Genomic DNA, 15,619 nt, shown 5'->3' on the forward strand with positions numbered 1-15,619 from the left:
ACGGAACCCCGGTGGCACTCCATGCCCCGCGGCCGTCGTCCGAGCGGTCGGCAGCAGCCGGCCCGACGTCGATCGTGCCGCGTTCACGCTGGTCCCGCTTCACCACCGCGCTCGCCGCACTGGCCGGCGTCGCCGTCGTCCTGACCGGCAGCGCCACGGCGGCCCACGCCGACCCGTCCGTCGCCGAGATCGAGCGCCAGATCGACGCCGACTGGAACAAGCTCGAGCCGATCATCGAACAGCACAACGCCACCCGGATCGACCTCGCCGCCAAGCGCAGGCAGGCCGAGGCGCTGGCCGCCCGGATCGCCCCGCTCGAGCGTCAGGTCGACGCCGCGATGGACAAGGTCAGTGCCCTGGCCGTGCGGGCCTACAAGGGCGAGAACGTGCTTACCGTCAACGCGGTGCTGGGCAGCCGGTCACCGAGTGAGGTGGTCGGTCAACTCGAACTGCTCGACCGCTTCGCGCACAACCAGCAGCAGGACGTCCGCGAGGTGGCCGACCTGCGCGACAAGTTGGCCGGGCAGAAGGCTCCACTCGACCAGATGGTGGCCCAGTTGACCCGCACCGAGGCGCAACTGGCGGCGAAGAAGAAGCAGATCAACGAGGAGATCGACAAGCTGCAGAAGCTGCGCCTCAAGGTGTACGGCAGCGGTGGTGGCGGTCCGTTGCGCCCGGCGCCCTGCCCCGGCAGCTATCCCGGCGGCGCCGCGGGCACGGCCGTCAAGTTCGCCTGCGCGCAGATCGGCAAGCCCTACGTCTGGGGTGCCGAGGGACCGAACTCGTACGACTGCTCCGGGCTGATGCTTGCCGCCTGGGCGAAGGCCGGGGTGTCACTGCCCCACAACGCCGCCGCGCAGAGCCGCGTCACCAAGAACGTCAGCAGGGCCGACCTGCGCCCCGGTGACCTGGTCTTCTACTACAGCGACATCCACCACGTCGGCATGTACGTCGGCGGCGGCTGGGTGGTGCACGCCTCGCAGGCCGGTCAACCGGTCAAGATGAAGAAGGTCGACGACGGCCCGATCCACAGCTACGGCCGCCCAGCCTGATCGAGGGTGTTGACCGAAGGGCCCGTCGCGATTCGTCGCGGCGGGCCCTCGTCGTCACGGGGTCAGCGGGTCGGCCAGGTGCGCCAGTGCTGCCAGGCGCGGCTCGGCGTCGGACCCCGCTGGCCCTGGTAACGAGATCCGTAGACCGCCGAGCCGTACGGGTGCTCGGCCGGCGAGGAGAGCCGGAAGATGCAGAGCTGCCCGATCTTCATCCCTGGCCAGAGGGTGATCGGCAGGTTCGCCACGTTGGAGAGTTCAAGCGTGACGTGACCGGAGAAGCCGGGGTCGATGAAGCCGGCGGTGGAGTGCGTGAGCAACCCGAGCCGCCCCAGCGAACTCTTGCCCTCCAGCCGGCCGGCGAGCTGGTCGCCCAGCGAGATGACCTCAAGCGTCGAGGCGAGCACGAACTCCCCGGGGTGCAGCACGAACGGCTCCCCGTCGGGCACCTCGACCGCCGACGTCAGGTCGTCCTGCTGCATCGCCGGGTCGATGTGGGTGTAGAGGTGGTTGTTGAAGACCCGGAACAGCCGGTCCAGCCGTACGTCGATGCTTGAGGGTTGGACCAGGGTGGGCTCGAACGGCTCCAGGCCCAGCGTGCCGGCCTTGATCTCGGAGACCAGGTCGCGGTCGGAGAGCAGCATCGGACCACCATAGCCGCGCTGCCAAAACTGGCCGGATTCGGTGCCGGTGACCAGCGCGTCGAGGTCGCTGCTCGTACATTTGTTCGATAGAATGCTCGCATGGCTTCCTGGTCCGAATTCGCCGCCGACGAGCCCCGACTCGCCGACGGGATCCGCGTTCTCCTCCAGCAGTACGGGCCGGGCTTCGGCTACCTGGCCACCGTCCGCGCCGACGGCGGGCCCCGGGTCCACCCGGTCTCCCCGGTCATCACCGACGAGGGCCTGTTCTGCTTCATCATCGACTCCCCGAAGCGCCGTGACCTCGAACGCGACGGCCGCTACGCGCTGCACTCGTTCCCGCCGGAGGAGAGCGACGACGAGGCGTATGTGGCTGGCCGTGCCCGTCCGGTGACCGATCCGGCGCGTGTCGCCCGGTTGGCCCAGGGCGCCCGCGCCGAGCCACGGGTCGACTGGCAACTGTTCGAGTTCACCGTCGACGTGGCGATGCTGACCCGTCGCGAGCAGCACACCGCCGGCATTCCGGGCCTCGCGCCGGGTCGGCCGGCCGTTCGGGTCTGGCTCGACCCGCACGCCCCGTCGCCGACGACGGCCGCCGCGCCGCTCGCCGTCCCGCAGTCCCGCCCGACCCGCCGCAGCCGTGACGTCCAGTGCACTGCCGCCTGACCACGACCAGAGACAGTCCGTGCCGGCTCCGTCCCCGACGGAGCCGGCACCGTCTGTACGCCCGCCCTGCGCCGCCCGCGCCGTGCCGCCCGCGAGGCCGTGCCGTGCCGTGCCGCCCGCGAGCCGCGCCTCGTGGGTCGCTGCCGGGGGTGATCGACTCGGTTTTGGTGAAGTCGCGGTATCCCGGCCGCTCGGATGCCCCGACTTTCAGGAAGCCGAGTGGATCAACGTGGGCCGGCCGAGGCGGAGCGGCGCGCGGACAATCGGCGGGCCGGGGTACCTGGGTGCACAGGCTCGACGACTCGGGTACAGTGGTGCCGCTTGCGGGTGTAGTTCAATGGCAGAACATCAGCTTCCCAAGCTGACAGTGCGGGTTCGATTCCCGTCACCCGCTCCACGATCAAGGCCCTGGCCAGGACGACAGTCCCGGCCAGGGCCTTCGATGTTCACGGTCGAGGATCATGCGGCTGGACGATGCCGGCGACGTCGAAGCGCGGCCCCGATCCGGTAAGGCCTCCACCGCTGCCTGACCGATGACATGCCTTGGGTGCACCATCTACCGTCCAGGCATGACTGTCGTTTGGGCGGCATCGGGGCTGTTGTTCCTCGCGCTGGTGTGCGGGCTGGCCGCATTGGTGACGATGTTCGTACGACGGCGAAGGCAGGCTGCTTCGCAGCAGGACCGGGAGGCGGTGCTGCGGGCGGCACGGGCCGCTACCCGCCAAATCGCTCGGGATGGGCGTCGTACTGGGCGGGGCACGCTTCGCGGCAAGGGCGGTGGCGGCAACGATGGTCTGGCGGCGGATGCGGCCTACGGAAGTGACGGCGGAACGCCGAGCGGCGGGTAGGCGATTCGAGGGGTCTCGCGCGCCATTGGACCGGGCCAATTCCGGCGCGAAGGTTCGCTGCCCGCTACTGCCATCGGGTCGTGGCTCGCCAGGCCAACTCCTGCGCGGTCGGTTCGTCGCTGATGTCGCCGTTCTCGCGAAACCAGGTGAGCGTCTTGGTCAGACCGGTGACCAGGTCGTCGTGGTTCACCAGCACGTGCGTGGCGAGCCGGCTCACGTCGAGCACCAGTTCTGCGTCGCGAAACGGGAAGTAGTCACGCGCGCGGACGGAGGGGTCCGGGGCGGGGACCACCGTGGGCCGTACTCCGGCGACCTCCCCGAGGATCGCGAGGTACTCGCGCAGGGTGTAGCTGGCCGGCTCGCCCACGTTGAACGTTCCCGCACCCAGCTGGCCCGCGCACGCGGCGGCCACCACCTGGGCGAGCGCTTGGACGTGGCAGAACTGGATGCGGGTGCCACCGTCTCCGGGGACGAAGACCGGCTGGCCAGCCAGGAAGCGAGCCCACAGGAACTGCTCGCGCGGCTCCGGATTGTGCGGACCGTAGACGTAGGGCGGCCGCAGGACGGTCAGACCGGTGTCGCAGGCGCCTCGCAGCGCGGCCTCGCACTCCGCTTTCGCCTCGCCGTAACCGCCCCAGATGGCATCGCCGTCGGCCTGGTCGGTCTCCTGGAACGGCGGTGACGCCACCGACCGGTTGTAGACGGCGGCCGAGCTGATGAAGACATAGCGCAGCTGCTGAGGCTCCGGCAGGGCCGCGAGCACATTGGTGACATGATGAGGTTCGGTGCCCGAGACGTCGACGACCGCGTCGAAGCCCGCCAGGTTCAGTTCCCTCAGCTGCGCGGCGTCGTTGCGGTCCGCGACGAGCTGCCGAATCCGCGGATCCCACAAAGGCCTGGAACCCCTGTTGAGTACGGTGACCTCGTGGTCATCGAGCAGCGTCGTCACGATGGCACGGCCGACGAACTGGGTACCGCCCAGCACCAACACGTGCATGACCCCTCCTTGGAATGGCGGGCGACGCGCCAGTGGTCGGCCTGCCAGCAGCGGCCACTAGGCGCACTGCCCGGAAAGGTCGGTTAAGTGGCCGATAGGTGCTGCCCGGCATGGCATGAACTGTCGACGGTGGCACCCTCTACTGACAACTGCCTTATAGATTGGTCGCCGTGACGGTTAGCGCGCTACCCCGAGATCGACAGCACCTCACCTGGATGCCGCTCCCCATTGCCGTGCTCAGCGTCGGGCTGCTGCTCCGTGCCGCCGGGACGGTCTGGGACCTCGTGCACTTCAACGAGCTGTTCAACTATGGCAGCAGCATGAGCGGGTCGCTCGCCTCCCTCATGGAGGAAGTCTTCGCCTACCTGCGGTTGGTCCTGACGGCGGTGCTGCTGCCGATCTTGTGGATCGCGGCACGGCGGGTCGCCGTCGCCGGATCGAGGTGGCCGGGCGTCATCGCGTGGGTCTGCGGGGTGCTCGCCGCCTACGGCGCTGCCGGGGTGCTGGCCACGCCGAACGACGGCAGCGACCCGAACCAACTGGGCATTGTCCACGACGACACGACGCCGACCTGGATCAGCGTGCTTGACGTCGCCGCGCCGTACGCGATTCTCATCGGTGCCGGGGGCGCGGTGCTGCTGCTCGTGTTGGCGTTCCTCACCCGGGTGCGGGCAGGTGCCAGTGGCGCGCTCGACGCAGGCGCCGGCACCGACAGCTAGCGCTGGCCGGTCGGTGACACCGCGCGCTGCGGCCTCGACGCCGCAGGCGTGGTCAGCTCCTCCAGTGCGGCGAACGCTCGCACCACGTGGTCTTCCGGCTGTTGCGGCCCGGCCCCGGCTGGCCGTCAGGTGCCGGCCCGGAACCCCTGGTGGCGTCGAAGGAGTTCCCGCAGGGCCTCGATCTCGGCGGTAAGCGCGGCCTGCCCCTGCGCGGTGATCCTGATCCAGGTCTTGGGCCGGCGCCCGTGATAGCCCCTTTCGATCTGGATGAGTTGCGCCTCCTCCAGCACCGCGAGGTGTCGGGAGAGGTTGCCGGCGGTGAGTTCGAGGGCGTCGCGCAGGTAGGCCACCTCCACCCGGTCGGCCTCCGCCGCGATGGTGAGGATGCCGAGCCGGTTGCGTTGGTGGACGGTGTCGCTGAGCCCGTTCGTCGGGTGCCCGCCGTTGCCCGGGCCGCCGGCCGCCGCGTTACTGGTCACGCCGACCTCTGATCGTGTTGAGCAGGGCGATGCCGCCGCCGACGAGCAGGATCGGTGCGGGCAGCAGGGCCGCCAGCAGGAAGCTGTGGCGGTTCAGGTCCCCCGGTTCGAAGTCGGCGGTCTGGAAGTAGATGGTCACGAGGACGATTGCCGCGACGTAGACCGTGGCCACTACCATCAGGCCGCGGCTGCGTTCCAGTCGGGCCAGGACCAGTAGGCCCGCCGCGATGACCAGGTGCGGGATCATCCCGCGGTTGGAGATGCCCAGCAGCGGTGTGGTCAACCAGTTGGTCCCGGTCGAGATCACCGCACCCGTGTTGAGCAGCAGGTACCGCAGCACGATCGGCAGCACGAGCCCGACGATGGTGCCCACGATGCCGGCGATGACGTACGGCCGAGTCGGTGTCTGGACGCCCACCCGCACACCATGCCACCGATACCACCAGAGGCTCAGCAGGTAACCGCCGATGAGCGCCGCCAGCCAGTACCAGCCGAGCGCCGCCGAGCGTTCGAGGAAGTGCCCACCCAGGCCGGTCAGGGCGGGGTTTTCCGGCCCGGCGCGCAGCGCGGGCGGTTCGACCGACTCGACGTACAGCGGGGCGGCTGCCGTCATCAGCAGGCCGAACAGCAGCAGCGGCAGCCAGTAGGCGTTGCGGACGGCCCTGGTGCGCCGCTGGAGGGCGGTCACCGAGGCCAGCAGCTCTCCTGGTGCGTCGCCGCTGTTCGGCGTGGTGCTCCATCGGTCCGACACGGTGGCCTCCAGGCTGCTGCGCGGGTGCTGCACTGCCAATAGATTTGCATCACAAACCATTTTGCGCAAGCGGTTCAGCGCGCCGACGGCATCCGGGGGATCGACAGTGGTGGTTCCTGCCGGACCCGGCACCGGCTAGGGTCCGGCGTGGAGGTGGTTCGTGTTCACCGAGGCTTTTCCGATCGTGACGACACCTGACCTGCCACGACTTGTCGCGTTCTACCGGGACGTGGTCGGCTTCGAGCTGACCTACCGGTTCCCCGCCCACGGCGTCCCGGAGTTCGTCGCTCTCCGGCTGGGCAGTAGCGAGCTCGGCCTGGCCGCCAACCCGGAGGCGGGCGGGCCGGCCGAGTCGCACCGCTGGGAGTTGTGCGTCTACGCCGACGACTGCGACGCGGCCGTCGGCGCGCTGCGCACCGGTGGAGCGACAGTCACCGAGGAGCCGGTGGACCAGCCCTGGGGTGAGCGGTCCGCGCGGGTCACCGACCCCGACGGCAACCGACTGCTGGTGCTGGCCCGGCTCTAGGGTGTGTGCCGGGCAAGGGCGGGGTCATCGTCGCCAGAACAGCAGATGGGTGACTCCGCTGGGGCTGGGCACCGACTCGAGGTGGAAGCGGTCCAGCAGTTCGTCGGGGCTTCCCCACAGCCGCTCGCCCCGGTGCAGGTCGACGGGCGCGACGGCGATGTGCATCGTGTCGACCAGGTCCGCCTCGATGAACTCGCGGATGGTGGCGACCCCACCCCCGAGGCGTACGTCCCGGCCGGCGGCAGCCTGCTTCGCCTGGGCCAGCGCCTCGGCCGGGCTGGCGTTGACGAAGTGGAACGTGGTGTCGGCGAGGGCGAACGACGGGCGCACGTGGTGGGTGAGCACGAAGACCGGCGTGTGGAACGGCGGGTTGTCGCCCCACCAGCCCTGCCAGTCATGGTTCTCCCAGGGGCCACGCTGGGGGCCGAACTTGTTGCGACCCATGATCTCCGCGCCGATGTTGCACTCGGCATCGCGGGTCAGGTAGTCGTCCAGGCCGCGGGTGCCACCCGGCTCGGTGCGATACACGAAGCTCGCGGTGGCAGCCCGCCAGGAGAACAGCGGGGTGGGGTCGGCGTGGCCGAAGGGCCGTTCCAGGCTCTGCCCCTCCCCGGTGCCGAACCCGTCGCGCGAAACGTTGAAGCACTGCACCCGCAGCAGTTGCGGCATGAGGATCCCCTCTCGGGTAGACGGGCCGGGTTCAGTTGGCGGTCACCGTCGGGCCGCCACCCCTACCCCGGTCGTCGAGCACGAGCGGGGCACGACCGCGCACCTCGTACCGGATGTGGGTGACCTGCGGGGTGTGGATCACCCGGGTCGGCGTCAGCTCGAACCCCTCCTTCTCGCCGAGGTCGAGGTCCGCGTCGAACAGTCGGAGACCGGTGCCGAGCACGACGGGTACGACGTGCAGCTCCAACTCGTCGAGCAGGCCGGCCTCGATCACCTGCCGCACCAGGCTGCCACCCCCGGCCACCGCGACGTTCTTGCCACCGGCCGCGGCGCGGGCCTGCTCGACGGCGCTGGCCACGCCATCGGTGACGTAGGTGAAGCTGGTGCCTCCGCCGCGCAGCAGCGGCTGGCGAGGGCGGTGCGTGACGACGAAGACCGGCGCGCGAAACGGCGGCTCCTCACCCCAGGGCACCTCACCGCCGTCGGCCATCCGGCGCCCCATCACGTACGCGCCGGCCGCGCCGAACGACTCGGCGATCACCTCGGAGTTGGCGTCCTGCTCCCCGCCGGCAAAACCCTGCCGTTCGCGCCAGGCCGCCGCCTCGGTCGCCCACCGGGTGACCCGGAAGAACTTGGCGCTCTCCGCCGAGTCCATCCAGTCGCCGTCTCCGTCGAACCGTGGGCCGGCGTAGCAGCCGTCCACCGACACCGACAGCTGTGCCGTCACCTTCGTCATTGCGTCTGGTCCTCTCCTCGGCTGACACCTCACCAACGGATGTCGCTCGCCGAGGGGTCGGCGCCGAACGGCGTCTCCCTACCGGATCGAGGTGTGACGTGCGTCACCTCATGCTCAGGCCCGGCATGGAGCTACGACCTCCGGTCGACGATCGCCGCCTCGATCCGCAGACCAAGGCCGATCAGGATGAGGAAGGTGGCGAGGATGTGCGGCTCAAGCCCGTGGTACGCGGATGCCATGGTGATCAGCGAGGTCATGAAGCCGGCCACGAGCGCCACCGTGCCGAACGATCGCACGGTGGCGACGCGCTGAGCGTGTAGGTCCACAGCGGAACGGTAGCCGCAGCGACGGCCCCGTGGTGGCCCCGAGCGGTGGTGCCGGATCTAGGCCCCGGGTTGCCTGTTCAAGGAGGTGCCCGAGGGTGCGTAGCCGTGGCGGCGGTAGAAGTGCACCGCGCCGTCGTTGCGGTGGTGGATGCCCGCCGACAGGCTGGTGATCCCGTTCTCGGTCGCCCACCGGTCGGCCGCGTCGAGCAGTGCCGCACCCACCCCGCGCCCCCTGGTCGAGTCCGACACCACAGTGTGGATCTGTGCCGACGGCTCGGGGCGCAGGATCTGGTGCGCTGGCGGTTCGGGTAGGCGCAGCACCTCGACCATCCCGACCACCTGCCCGTTCAACTCCGCGACGAGGATCGCGTCGCGGCCGGCTTCGGCGGTGAGCGCTGTCGTGAAGTGCTGGGCGACCGCCTCGCGCTGCGGCAGCCGGTAGACGTCCGGGTCCAGGGCGAGGTGCGCGGCGGCGTTCGCCAGGCGCAGCTCCACGAGTGCCGGTACGTCTGACAACTCCGCCGGTCGTACCGCCGGCCCGCTTCTTCGCATCACCGCGATGCTAGGGCACCCCGTTCCGGCCCGGCTAGGCTGGCGATCATGCGCATTGGCATCGTGATCCTGCCGGACCAGCGTTGGGCGGAGGCGCAGCGTCGCTGGCGGCAGGTCGACGAGTGGGGCTTCGACCACGCCTGGACGTACGACCACCTGGGCTGGCGGGACCTCGTCGACGGCCCGTGGTTCGACTCGATGGCCACGCTCACCGCCGCCGCCTCGGTGACCTCCCGCATCCGGCTGGGCACCCTCGTCGCGTCGCCGAACTTCCGGCACCCGGCCGCGTTCGCCCGGCAGATCACCACCGTGGACGACGTCTCGGCCGGTCGACTGCTGCTCGGCCTGGGCGCGGGCGGCATCGGGTTCGACTCGGCGGTGCTGGGCGGCGAGACGCTGCCACCGCGCCAGCGGGTCGAACGGTTCGCCGAGTTCACCGAACTGCTGGACCTGGTCCTTCGCGAGGACGGCACCACCTGGCGTGGTGACTGGTTCGCCGCCGTCGATGCCCGCAACAACCCCGGCTGCGTGCAGCAACCCCGGGTGCCGTTCGTGATGGCCGCCAACGGACCCCGGTCGATGCGGCTGGTGGCGCGCTTCGGTCAGGGCTGGGTGACCACCGGCACCGGTGACGACAACGACCTGGCCGGCTGGTGGGACAGCGTGGTCGCCCTCTCCGCGCGGATGGACCGGGCGCTGGCCGAGGCCGACCGCGATCCGGCCACCCTGGACCGTTATCTCTCACTGGACGCCGCGCCGGTCTTCTCGCTCAGCAGTGCGCAGTTCTTCGCCGATCAGGTCGGCCGGGCCGCCGACCTCGGCTTCACCGACGTGGTGACGCACTGGCCGCGGGCCAGCAGTTGGTACGCGGGCGACGAGGCCATCCTGGTGGACGTGGCGACAAGACTCCTCCCGGAGCTGCGCGGCTGACCACGCGCCCCCGCATCGCTGACGGTCGGGACAGCGCCGGCGGCGGACCGGTGGCGTCAGCCCGCGCTGCCGACGCGACCGGCTCAGGTGCCGAGGTCGCCGCTGGCCACGCCGCCCTCGCCGGCGGAGACCAGCCGTAGCCGGAGGCAGACGATCGGGGTGTCGCCGTCGACCGGGGTGCCGAGCCGCGCCCAGTAGGCCGAGTGCCCGGCCCGCCACTCCTCGATCGAGCGGTCACCCTCGCCCTCGGCGTGGGCGAAGTCCCAGGACACCTGCGCGAAGCGGACCACCTCCACCTCGGTGATCTCGACTACGCCGGCAAGTGCGTTGTCGTCGTCGACAAGCGCCAACCGTTCGCCGACGTGCTCCAACTCCTCGCCTTCGTCCGCGTACTCGGCGAGCCGCCCGGCCGTCGCCGTCTTCACCCCGGCGAGTACCAGGGTGTTGAGGGTCGTCCGCAGCTCACCCGGCGTGCCGAGGGCGAGGGTGCGCAGTTCACCGATCCGAGGCCACATCCTGCCGAGGCTAGGCCAGCACGGCTCAGCCCGCCGCCGCAATACGCAGTCAGGCGGGCAGATCCGCCGCGTTGATCAGGCCGGTGACGCGTAGCTCGGCCGCGACGTCCGGCGGGCAGTCGACGGCCACCACCGCCGTGCCCAGCACGTCGGCACCGCGTGCGGAGCAGATGTCGTACAGGGCGTGGAGTTGGGCGCCGGTACGCACCCAGTCGTCCACCACCAGGACCCGGTCGCCGGGGCCGAGGTGCCGGTCCCGGACGGCCAGGTCGACCCGCCGACCCCGGTAGTCCGGTGGGCTCTGCGCCCAGGTGAGCGGCCCGCCCGGCAACCGGCCGTCGCCGGGCTTGTGGGCGGCCACGAAGCCGACCCCGAGGGCGGTGGCGGCCAACGGCCCGAGCAGCAGCCCGGTGACCGCCGGGGCGAGCACCACCGTCGGCCTGGCGGCCCGGTACGGCGCGACCAGGGCCGGTCCGAGTTCGGCCAGCACCGCCGGGTCCCGCCACCAGCCGGAGATGTCGCTGACCAGGTGACTGCTGTCCGGTCCGGGGTCGATCCACTGGAACAGGGTGGCCAGGCGTGCGGTCAGCTCAGCGGGCATCCGCTCATCCTGCGGCAACCGTGGTCGGTGCGCCGGCACCCGGGCCGGCCGGCCCACCCCGGATCGGATGATCGGCTACACGTACCAGTGCAATTACGGGCATACCACCATGATCACGTTGACGTCGGAAGTGCTTCTCTCGTTACGGTCCGACCCGGTTTGTTCAGACGACGAAAGGACCGGGCCGGTGGCAGCCAAGCACTCCCGTACCCGCATCTTCTCCTCTCCGGCGGGCATCGTGGCCACCGCGGCGGTCGGCGTCGCCCTCGCCGTCGGGGGCACGTTCGGTGCCGTGCAGCTGACCTCCGGCTCCGGCCAGGCGGAGCAGGCGAGCCTCGACCTCACCCCGAGCACCGCCGCGAGCAGCCTCACCCCCAGTTCCCCGGCCGTCTCCCCGACCGTCAGCCCGTCGCCGAGCGGGTCCGCCAGCCCGTCGGCCATCCGGTCGCAGCAGGCGGCCTCCCGGGGCAAGACCCGTACGGCGCCGCCGAAGCCGACGCCGAAGCCGACCGTGAAGAAGACCACCGCGGCAGCGAAGGTCCTGGAGAGCGGCTCGTGTGGCGCGTCGTTCTACTCCGACGGGCAGTTGACCGCCAACGGTGAGTCGTTCAACCCGAGCGCGCTCACCGCCGCGCACAAGACGCTGCCGTTCAACACCAAGGTCCGGGTGACCAACCCGGCAAACGGCAAGTCGGTAGTGGTGCGGATCAACGACCGCGGCCCGTTCATCGACGGCCGCTGCCTGGACCTCTCCCGGGCCGCGTTCGCCACCATCGCCTCGGTCGACGTGGGCGCGCTCACCGTCCGCTACGAGGTCCTCGGCTGACCGGGTCGGGTCGCGCCGATTCGGCCGGTCGACAGGGCCGGCCGGACAGAACCTTCTCGGACGACGGGTCAGGTTCATTCACCGACTCACGTGGATCAGGCAAACTGTCAGTCGTACCCACGCGACTCCTCCAGCCGGGCCGTCGCCCGCTGAGCCCCGGATCCCGCGCCGGCCTCGGCGCGGCCCTTGTCCTGCTCGGGATCGTGTCGGCGGTGGAGGCGGCGGACGGCCGGTTCGCGCACTACGTCGCACTGTTGTCGGCCGTACCGTGGCTGGCCGCCGCCGTGGCGTCCTGGCCTGTGGTGCTGGGGGTGGGCATCGTGGCGACCCTGACCGGTGCCGGCTTCGCCCTGACCGAGCCGAAGATGTCGATGATCACCCCGGTCAGCGTTGTCGCGGTCGCGGTCGCCACCGGATTGGCGGTGGCGGTGGCGTCGGTCCGGCAGCGGCAGGCGGAGCAGATCGTCGAGCTGACCAAACTCGCGTCGGTGGCCCAGCAGGCGGTGCTGCGTCCGCTCGGGCCCCAGGTCGGGACGCTCTCGGTGGCGGGACGCTACATCTCCTCCACCGCGACGGCCGAGATCGGTGGTGACCTGTACGAGGCGATCGACACGCCCTACGGCGTCCGCATGATCATCGGTGACGTGCGCGGCAAGGGTCTGGACGCGGTTCGGCTGGCGAGCATCGTTCTCGGCTCCTACCGGCACGTGGCGTACGAGCGGGCCGACCTGCGCGCCGTGGTCGCCGACCTGGACCGCGCGGTGGCTCGTAACGTCGGCGACGAGGACTTCGTGACCGCCGCGCTTGTCGAGGAGCGCGGCGGCACACTGACCATCGTCAACTGCGGGCATCCGTCACCGCTGCTGCTGCGCCGGGGTGCGGTGATTCCGCTGGAACCACCGGCGCCGGCACCCCCGCTCGGGTTCATGCCGGTGGTCCGCCCGCGGGTCGAGCGCCTGGAGCCGGGAGACCGGCTGCTGCTGTTCACCGACGGTCTCGGCGAGGCGCGGCGGGATGGTGAGTTCTTTCCCACCGCCGACCGCGCCTGGCGGCTGCTCGGTCACGGCACCGTCGCCGACGGGCTGGCCTCCCTGGAGACCGCCCTGGTCGAGTGGGTGCACGGCCGGCTCGACGACGACATCGCCCTGGTGCTGATGGAGTACGTCGGTGCCCGTACCGGCGCGGCGGCGGCCGTACCGAGTTGGGAGTTCGGCGCCGCCGAGAGCTGACCCGAGCGGAGTGTGTAATCGCCGTCACTTGGCTCATCCGCTTGTCGCTGCCTACCCGCGAGTAATACAGTCGGGGTTACTGATCGGTAACACCTGTCCGGAAGCGGGGCCAGTGAGCATGACCCACTACAAGAGCAACCTGCGGGACCTTGAGTTCAACCTGTTCGAGGTCTTCGGTGCCGACCGGTCGTTCGGCCAGGAGCCGTACTCGGATCTCGACACCGACACCGCCCGCACGTTCCTCGCCGAGCTGGACCGCCTCGCTCGCGGGGAGCTCGCCGCCAGCTACACGGACAGTGACCGCAACCCGCCGGTGTTCGACCCGGCCACCCACACCGCGCCGCTGCCGGCGTCGTTCAAGAAGTCGTACCAGGCATTCATGGACTCCGAGTTCTGGCGCCTGGACCTGCCGCCGCACCTGGGCGGCACCAACGCGCCCCGCGCCCTCTGGTGGGCGATGGCCGAACTGGTGCTCGGCTCCAACGCCCCGATCTGGATGTACGCCTCCGGCCCCTCCTTCGCGCACGTCCTGGAGGTCGAGGGCAACGAGCAGCAGAAGCGGTGGGCCAAGCTCTTCATCGACAAGCAGTGGGGCTCCACGATGGTGCTCACCGAGCCGGACGCCGGCTCGGACGTCGGCGCCGGCCGCGCCCGCGCGATCCAGCAGCCCGACGGTTCCTGGCACATCGAGGGCGTGAAGCGCTTCATCACCTCGGGCGAGCACGACCTGAGTGACAACATCGTGCACTACGTGCTGGCCCGCCCGGTCGGGGTGGAGGGCGTCGGTGGCCCCGGCACCAAGGGTCTGTCGCTCTTCGTGGTGCCGAAGTTCCACTTCGACGAGACCACCGGCGAGCTGGGTGAACGCAACGGCGTCTACACCACGAACGTCGAGCACAAGATGGGCCTGAAGGTCTCCAACACCTGCGAGCTGACCTTCGGCGAGCACGGCGTACCGGCCAAGGGCTGGCTGCTCGGCGACAAGCACGACGGCATCCGGCAGATGTTCATGATCATCGAGTACGCCCGGATGCTCGTGGGCACCAAGGCCATCGCCACCCTCTCCACCGGCTACCTCAACGCTTTGGAGTACGCGAAGAGCCGGGTGCAGGGCGCCGACCTGATCCAGCAGGCGGACAAGACCGCCCCGCGGGTCACCATCACCCACCACCCGGACGTCCGCCGCTCGCTGCTGCTGCAGAAGTCGTACGCCGAAGGTCTCCGTGCCCTTGTCCTCTACACCGCCAGCTGGCAGGACAAGGTCGCCATCGCCGAGGCCGCCGGCGACGAGAAGGCCACCAAGCTTGCCAAGCGGGTGAACGACCTGCTGTTGCCGCTGGTCAAGGGCGTCGGCTCGGAGCGGGCCTACGAGCTGCTCGGGCACGAGGCCCTGCAGACCTTCGGCGGCTCCGGGTTCCTGCAGGACTACCCGCTGGAGCAGTACGTCCGGGACGCGAAGATCGACACCCTGTACGAGGGCACCACCGCCATCCAGAGCCTGGACCTGATCTTCCGCAAGATCGTCCGCGACAACGGCAAGGCGCTGATGGCGGTAGCCAGCGAGATCCAGGAATTCATCTCCTCCGAGGCGGGCAACGGCCAGCTCAAGGAGGAGCGGCAGGCGCTTGGCAAGGCGCTCGTCGAGGTCCAGAACATCCTGGGCGTCATGACCGGCTGGCTGGGCGAGGCGCAGGGCGGCGACACCCGCGCGCTCTACAAGGTCGGGCTGAGCAGCCGGCGGTTCCTACTGGCGATCGGCGACCTGGTGGTCGGCTGGCTGCTGCAGAAGCAGGCCGACGTGGCGCTGAAGGCGTTGGCCGGCGAGGTCACCGCCAGCGACAAGGCGTTCTACACCGGCAAGGTGGCCGCCGCCCGCTTCTTCGCCCGCGAGGTGCTGCCCCGCATCGGCGCCGACCGGCGGATCATCGAGGGCACCGATCTCGACATCATGGACCTCCCGGAGGAGGCCTTCTGACCGCACCACGGCACGGCTGACGGTTCCGGGTCGCACCACCCGGTACCGACACCGACGGCCGGCGAGGGCGACATGCCCCGCCGGCCGTCGCCGCGTCCGGGTCCGGGGCCGCCGCGCGTCGCCGACAGAGCGGGGTGGCGGCTCCGGATCGCGGCGGCTCCGGACCGGCCTCGTCGCGTCGGACGGCCCGGCTGCGAGGGCCGGCACGCATTGGGCCAGCCCCGCCGGGTATGCCGGCGTCGTGGCGGGTAACCGTCGCGTGACCTCGAAAGGGAACGCCCAGAGCCACCGCACGGGGGAGTGCAGCGCACATGGGTGTAGGAAGCGGCATTTTTCTCATCGCGATCGGCGCGATCCTGACCTTCGCACTGAGGGCCAACGTCTGGTGGATCGACGTGCGGGCGGTCGGCTGGGTCTTCATCCTGGCCGGGCTGGCCGTACTGCTGACCACTGTCTGGTTCTGGCAGGACCGGCGCAAGCGGGCCCGGACCCTCATCGTCGAGGAGAACCGGCTCTCCCATCCGACGGCGATGATGCCGCCACCGCCAGACCCACCGCCACCAACCGCGCCGCCGTCCTGACGC

20 protein-coding genes and 1 tRNA gene are annotated in these 15,619 nt (G+C 70.5%); 11 read left to right on the forward strand and 10 right to left on the reverse strand.

The genetic code is table 11. The features are described from left to right. The first annotated feature begins 11 nt into the window (after positions 1–11). On the forward strand, positions 12–1,052 hold the full coding sequence (locus AB0B85_RS29600; RefSeq protein WP_357412364.1) for an NlpC/P60 family protein: 1,041 nt from the start codon (positions 12–14) through the stop codon (positions 1,050–1,052). Between the two features lie 62 nt (positions 1,053–1,114). Here the strand turns inward: AB0B85_RS29600 and dcd are convergent, their stop codons facing one another. Beyond that, positions 1,115–1,693 (reverse strand): dCTP deaminase, encoded by a 579-nt coding sequence (gene dcd, locus AB0B85_RS29605; RefSeq protein WP_285792496.1) that lies wholly within the window; start codon positions 1,691–1,693, stop codon positions 1,115–1,117. Positions 1,694–1,792: 99 nt separating this feature from the next. Here dcd and AB0B85_RS29610 point away from each other — a divergent pair, with 99 nt between their 5' ends. The 3 genes from AB0B85_RS29610 to AB0B85_RS29620 all read left to right on the forward strand — a co-directional run bounded on the left by AB0B85_RS29610 (position 1,793) and on the right by AB0B85_RS29620 (position 3,204). Further along, positions 1,793–2,356: a pyridoxamine 5'-phosphate oxidase family protein gene (locus AB0B85_RS29610; protein ID WP_357412366.1), complete on the forward strand. Its 564-nt coding sequence runs from the start codon at positions 1,793–1,795 to the stop codon at positions 2,354–2,356. Positions 2,357–2,679: 323 nt separating this feature from the next. Then, positions 2,680–2,753 (forward strand) — tRNA-Gly (locus AB0B85_RS29615). A 172-nt stretch (positions 2,754–2,925) separates the two neighbouring features. Beyond that, a complete protein-coding gene (locus AB0B85_RS29620) occupies positions 2,926–3,204 on the forward strand; it encodes a hypothetical protein (RefSeq protein ID WP_357412367.1) in 279 nt (92 codons plus the stop codon). Between the two features lie 64 nt (positions 3,205–3,268). Here AB0B85_RS29620 and AB0B85_RS29625 read toward each other — a convergent pair whose 3' ends face one another. Further along, the gene (locus AB0B85_RS29625) at positions 3,269–4,201 is read right to left on the reverse strand and encodes an NAD-dependent epimerase/dehydratase family protein (protein WP_357412370.1); all 933 of its coding nucleotides are present in this window, start codon (positions 4,199–4,201) and stop codon (positions 3,269–3,271) included. A gap of 215 nt (positions 4,202–4,416) precedes the next feature. Between AB0B85_RS29625 and AB0B85_RS29630 the strand changes: the two genes are divergently transcribed. Further along, a complete protein-coding gene (locus tag AB0B85_RS29630) occupies positions 4,417–4,920 on the forward strand; it encodes a hypothetical protein (RefSeq protein ID WP_357412372.1) in 504 nt (167 codons plus the stop codon). 125 nt (positions 4,921–5,045) lie between these two features. On the opposite strand, the gene AB0B85_RS29635 is transcribed toward AB0B85_RS29630, so the two are convergent. Then, positions 5,046–5,399, reverse strand: coding sequence for a transcriptional regulator (locus tag AB0B85_RS29635; RefSeq protein ID WP_357412374.1), 354 nt, complete (start codon positions 5,397–5,399; stop codon positions 5,046–5,048). After that, positions 5,389–6,183: a hypothetical protein gene (locus tag AB0B85_RS29640; RefSeq protein WP_357412377.1), complete on the reverse strand. Its 795-nt coding sequence runs from the start codon at positions 6,181–6,183 to the stop codon at positions 5,389–5,391. Before AB0B85_RS29640 ends, AB0B85_RS29635 begins: the two co-directional genes overlap by 11 nt. 127 nt (positions 6,184–6,310) lie before the next feature. Here AB0B85_RS29640 and AB0B85_RS29645 point away from each other — a divergent pair, with 127 nt between their 5' ends. Continuing rightward, positions 6,311–6,676, forward strand: coding sequence for a VOC family protein (locus AB0B85_RS29645; RefSeq protein ID WP_357412379.1), 366 nt, complete (start codon positions 6,311–6,313; stop codon positions 6,674–6,676). 24 nt (positions 6,677–6,700) lie between these two features. Here AB0B85_RS29645 and AB0B85_RS29650 read toward each other — a convergent pair whose 3' ends face one another. The 4 genes from AB0B85_RS29650 to AB0B85_RS29665 form a co-directional block, all read right to left on the reverse strand. Beyond that, a complete protein-coding gene (locus AB0B85_RS29650) occupies positions 6,701–7,345 on the reverse strand; it encodes a dihydrofolate reductase family protein (RefSeq protein WP_357412382.1) in 645 nt (214 codons plus the stop codon). 31 nt (positions 7,346–7,376) lie between these two features. Further along, on the reverse strand, positions 7,377–8,081 hold the full coding sequence (locus AB0B85_RS29655; protein ID WP_357412384.1) for a dihydrofolate reductase family protein: 705 nt from the start codon (positions 8,079–8,081) through the stop codon (positions 7,377–7,379). Between the two features lie 131 nt (positions 8,082–8,212). Next, positions 8,213–8,407: a hypothetical protein gene (locus AB0B85_RS29660; RefSeq protein WP_357412386.1), complete on the reverse strand. Its 195-nt coding sequence runs from the start codon at positions 8,405–8,407 to the stop codon at positions 8,213–8,215. A 57-nt stretch (positions 8,408–8,464) separates the two neighbouring features. Next, positions 8,465–8,959, reverse strand: coding sequence for a GNAT family N-acetyltransferase (locus AB0B85_RS29665; protein ID WP_357412388.1), 495 nt, complete (start codon positions 8,957–8,959; stop codon positions 8,465–8,467). Positions 8,960–9,007: 48 nt separating this feature from the next. Here AB0B85_RS29665 and AB0B85_RS29670 point away from each other — a divergent pair, with 48 nt between their 5' ends. Continuing rightward, the gene (locus AB0B85_RS29670; protein WP_357412391.1) at positions 9,008–9,889 is read left to right on the forward strand and encodes an LLM class flavin-dependent oxidoreductase; all 882 of its coding nucleotides are present in this window, start codon (positions 9,008–9,010) and stop codon (positions 9,887–9,889) included. Between the two features lie 83 nt (positions 9,890–9,972). Here the strand turns inward: AB0B85_RS29670 and AB0B85_RS29675 are convergent, their stop codons facing one another. Together AB0B85_RS29675 and AB0B85_RS29680 are read right to left on the reverse strand one after the other, a co-directional pair. Beyond that, positions 9,973–10,404, reverse strand: a complete 432-nt coding sequence (locus tag AB0B85_RS29675) for an ASCH domain-containing protein (RefSeq protein ID WP_357412392.1) — start codon at positions 10,402–10,404, stop codon at positions 9,973–9,975. Between the two features lie 49 nt (positions 10,405–10,453). After that, positions 10,454–11,005, reverse strand: a complete 552-nt coding sequence (locus tag AB0B85_RS29680; protein ID WP_357412394.1) for a phosphoribosyltransferase family protein — start codon at positions 11,003–11,005, stop codon at positions 10,454–10,456. Between the two features lie 187 nt (positions 11,006–11,192). On the opposite strand from AB0B85_RS29680, the gene AB0B85_RS29685 reads away from it, so the two are divergent. From AB0B85_RS29685 to AB0B85_RS29700, 4 genes are all read left to right on the forward strand, one after another. Further along, positions 11,193–11,831 carry a septal ring lytic transglycosylase RlpA family protein gene (locus AB0B85_RS29685; RefSeq protein WP_357412397.1) on the forward strand — a complete coding sequence of 213 codons (639 nt, stop codon included), beginning with the start codon at positions 11,193–11,195 and terminating at the stop codon, positions 11,829–11,831. 104 nt (positions 11,832–11,935) lie between these two features. Further along, complete coding sequence (locus AB0B85_RS29690) at positions 11,936–13,060, forward strand: PP2C family protein-serine/threonine phosphatase (protein WP_357412439.1); 1,125 nt, start codon at positions 11,936–11,938, stop codon at positions 13,058–13,060. Positions 13,061–13,178: 118 nt separating this feature from the next. Further along, positions 13,179–15,035 carry an acyl-CoA dehydrogenase gene (locus tag AB0B85_RS29695; RefSeq protein ID WP_357412441.1) on the forward strand — a complete coding sequence of 619 codons (1,857 nt, stop codon included), beginning with the start codon at positions 13,179–13,181 and terminating at the stop codon, positions 15,033–15,035. Between the two features lie 311 nt (positions 15,036–15,346). Next, positions 15,347–15,616, forward strand: a complete 270-nt coding sequence (locus tag AB0B85_RS29700; RefSeq protein WP_030487564.1) for a DUF6458 family protein — start codon at positions 15,347–15,349, stop codon at positions 15,614–15,616. Positions 15,617–15,619: the final 3 nt, after the last annotated feature.

It is taken from the genome of Micromonospora sp. NPDC049044, assembly GCF_040649215.1.
Classification (GTDB): domain Bacteria; phylum Actinomycetota; class Actinomycetes; order Mycobacteriales; family Micromonosporaceae; genus Micromonospora.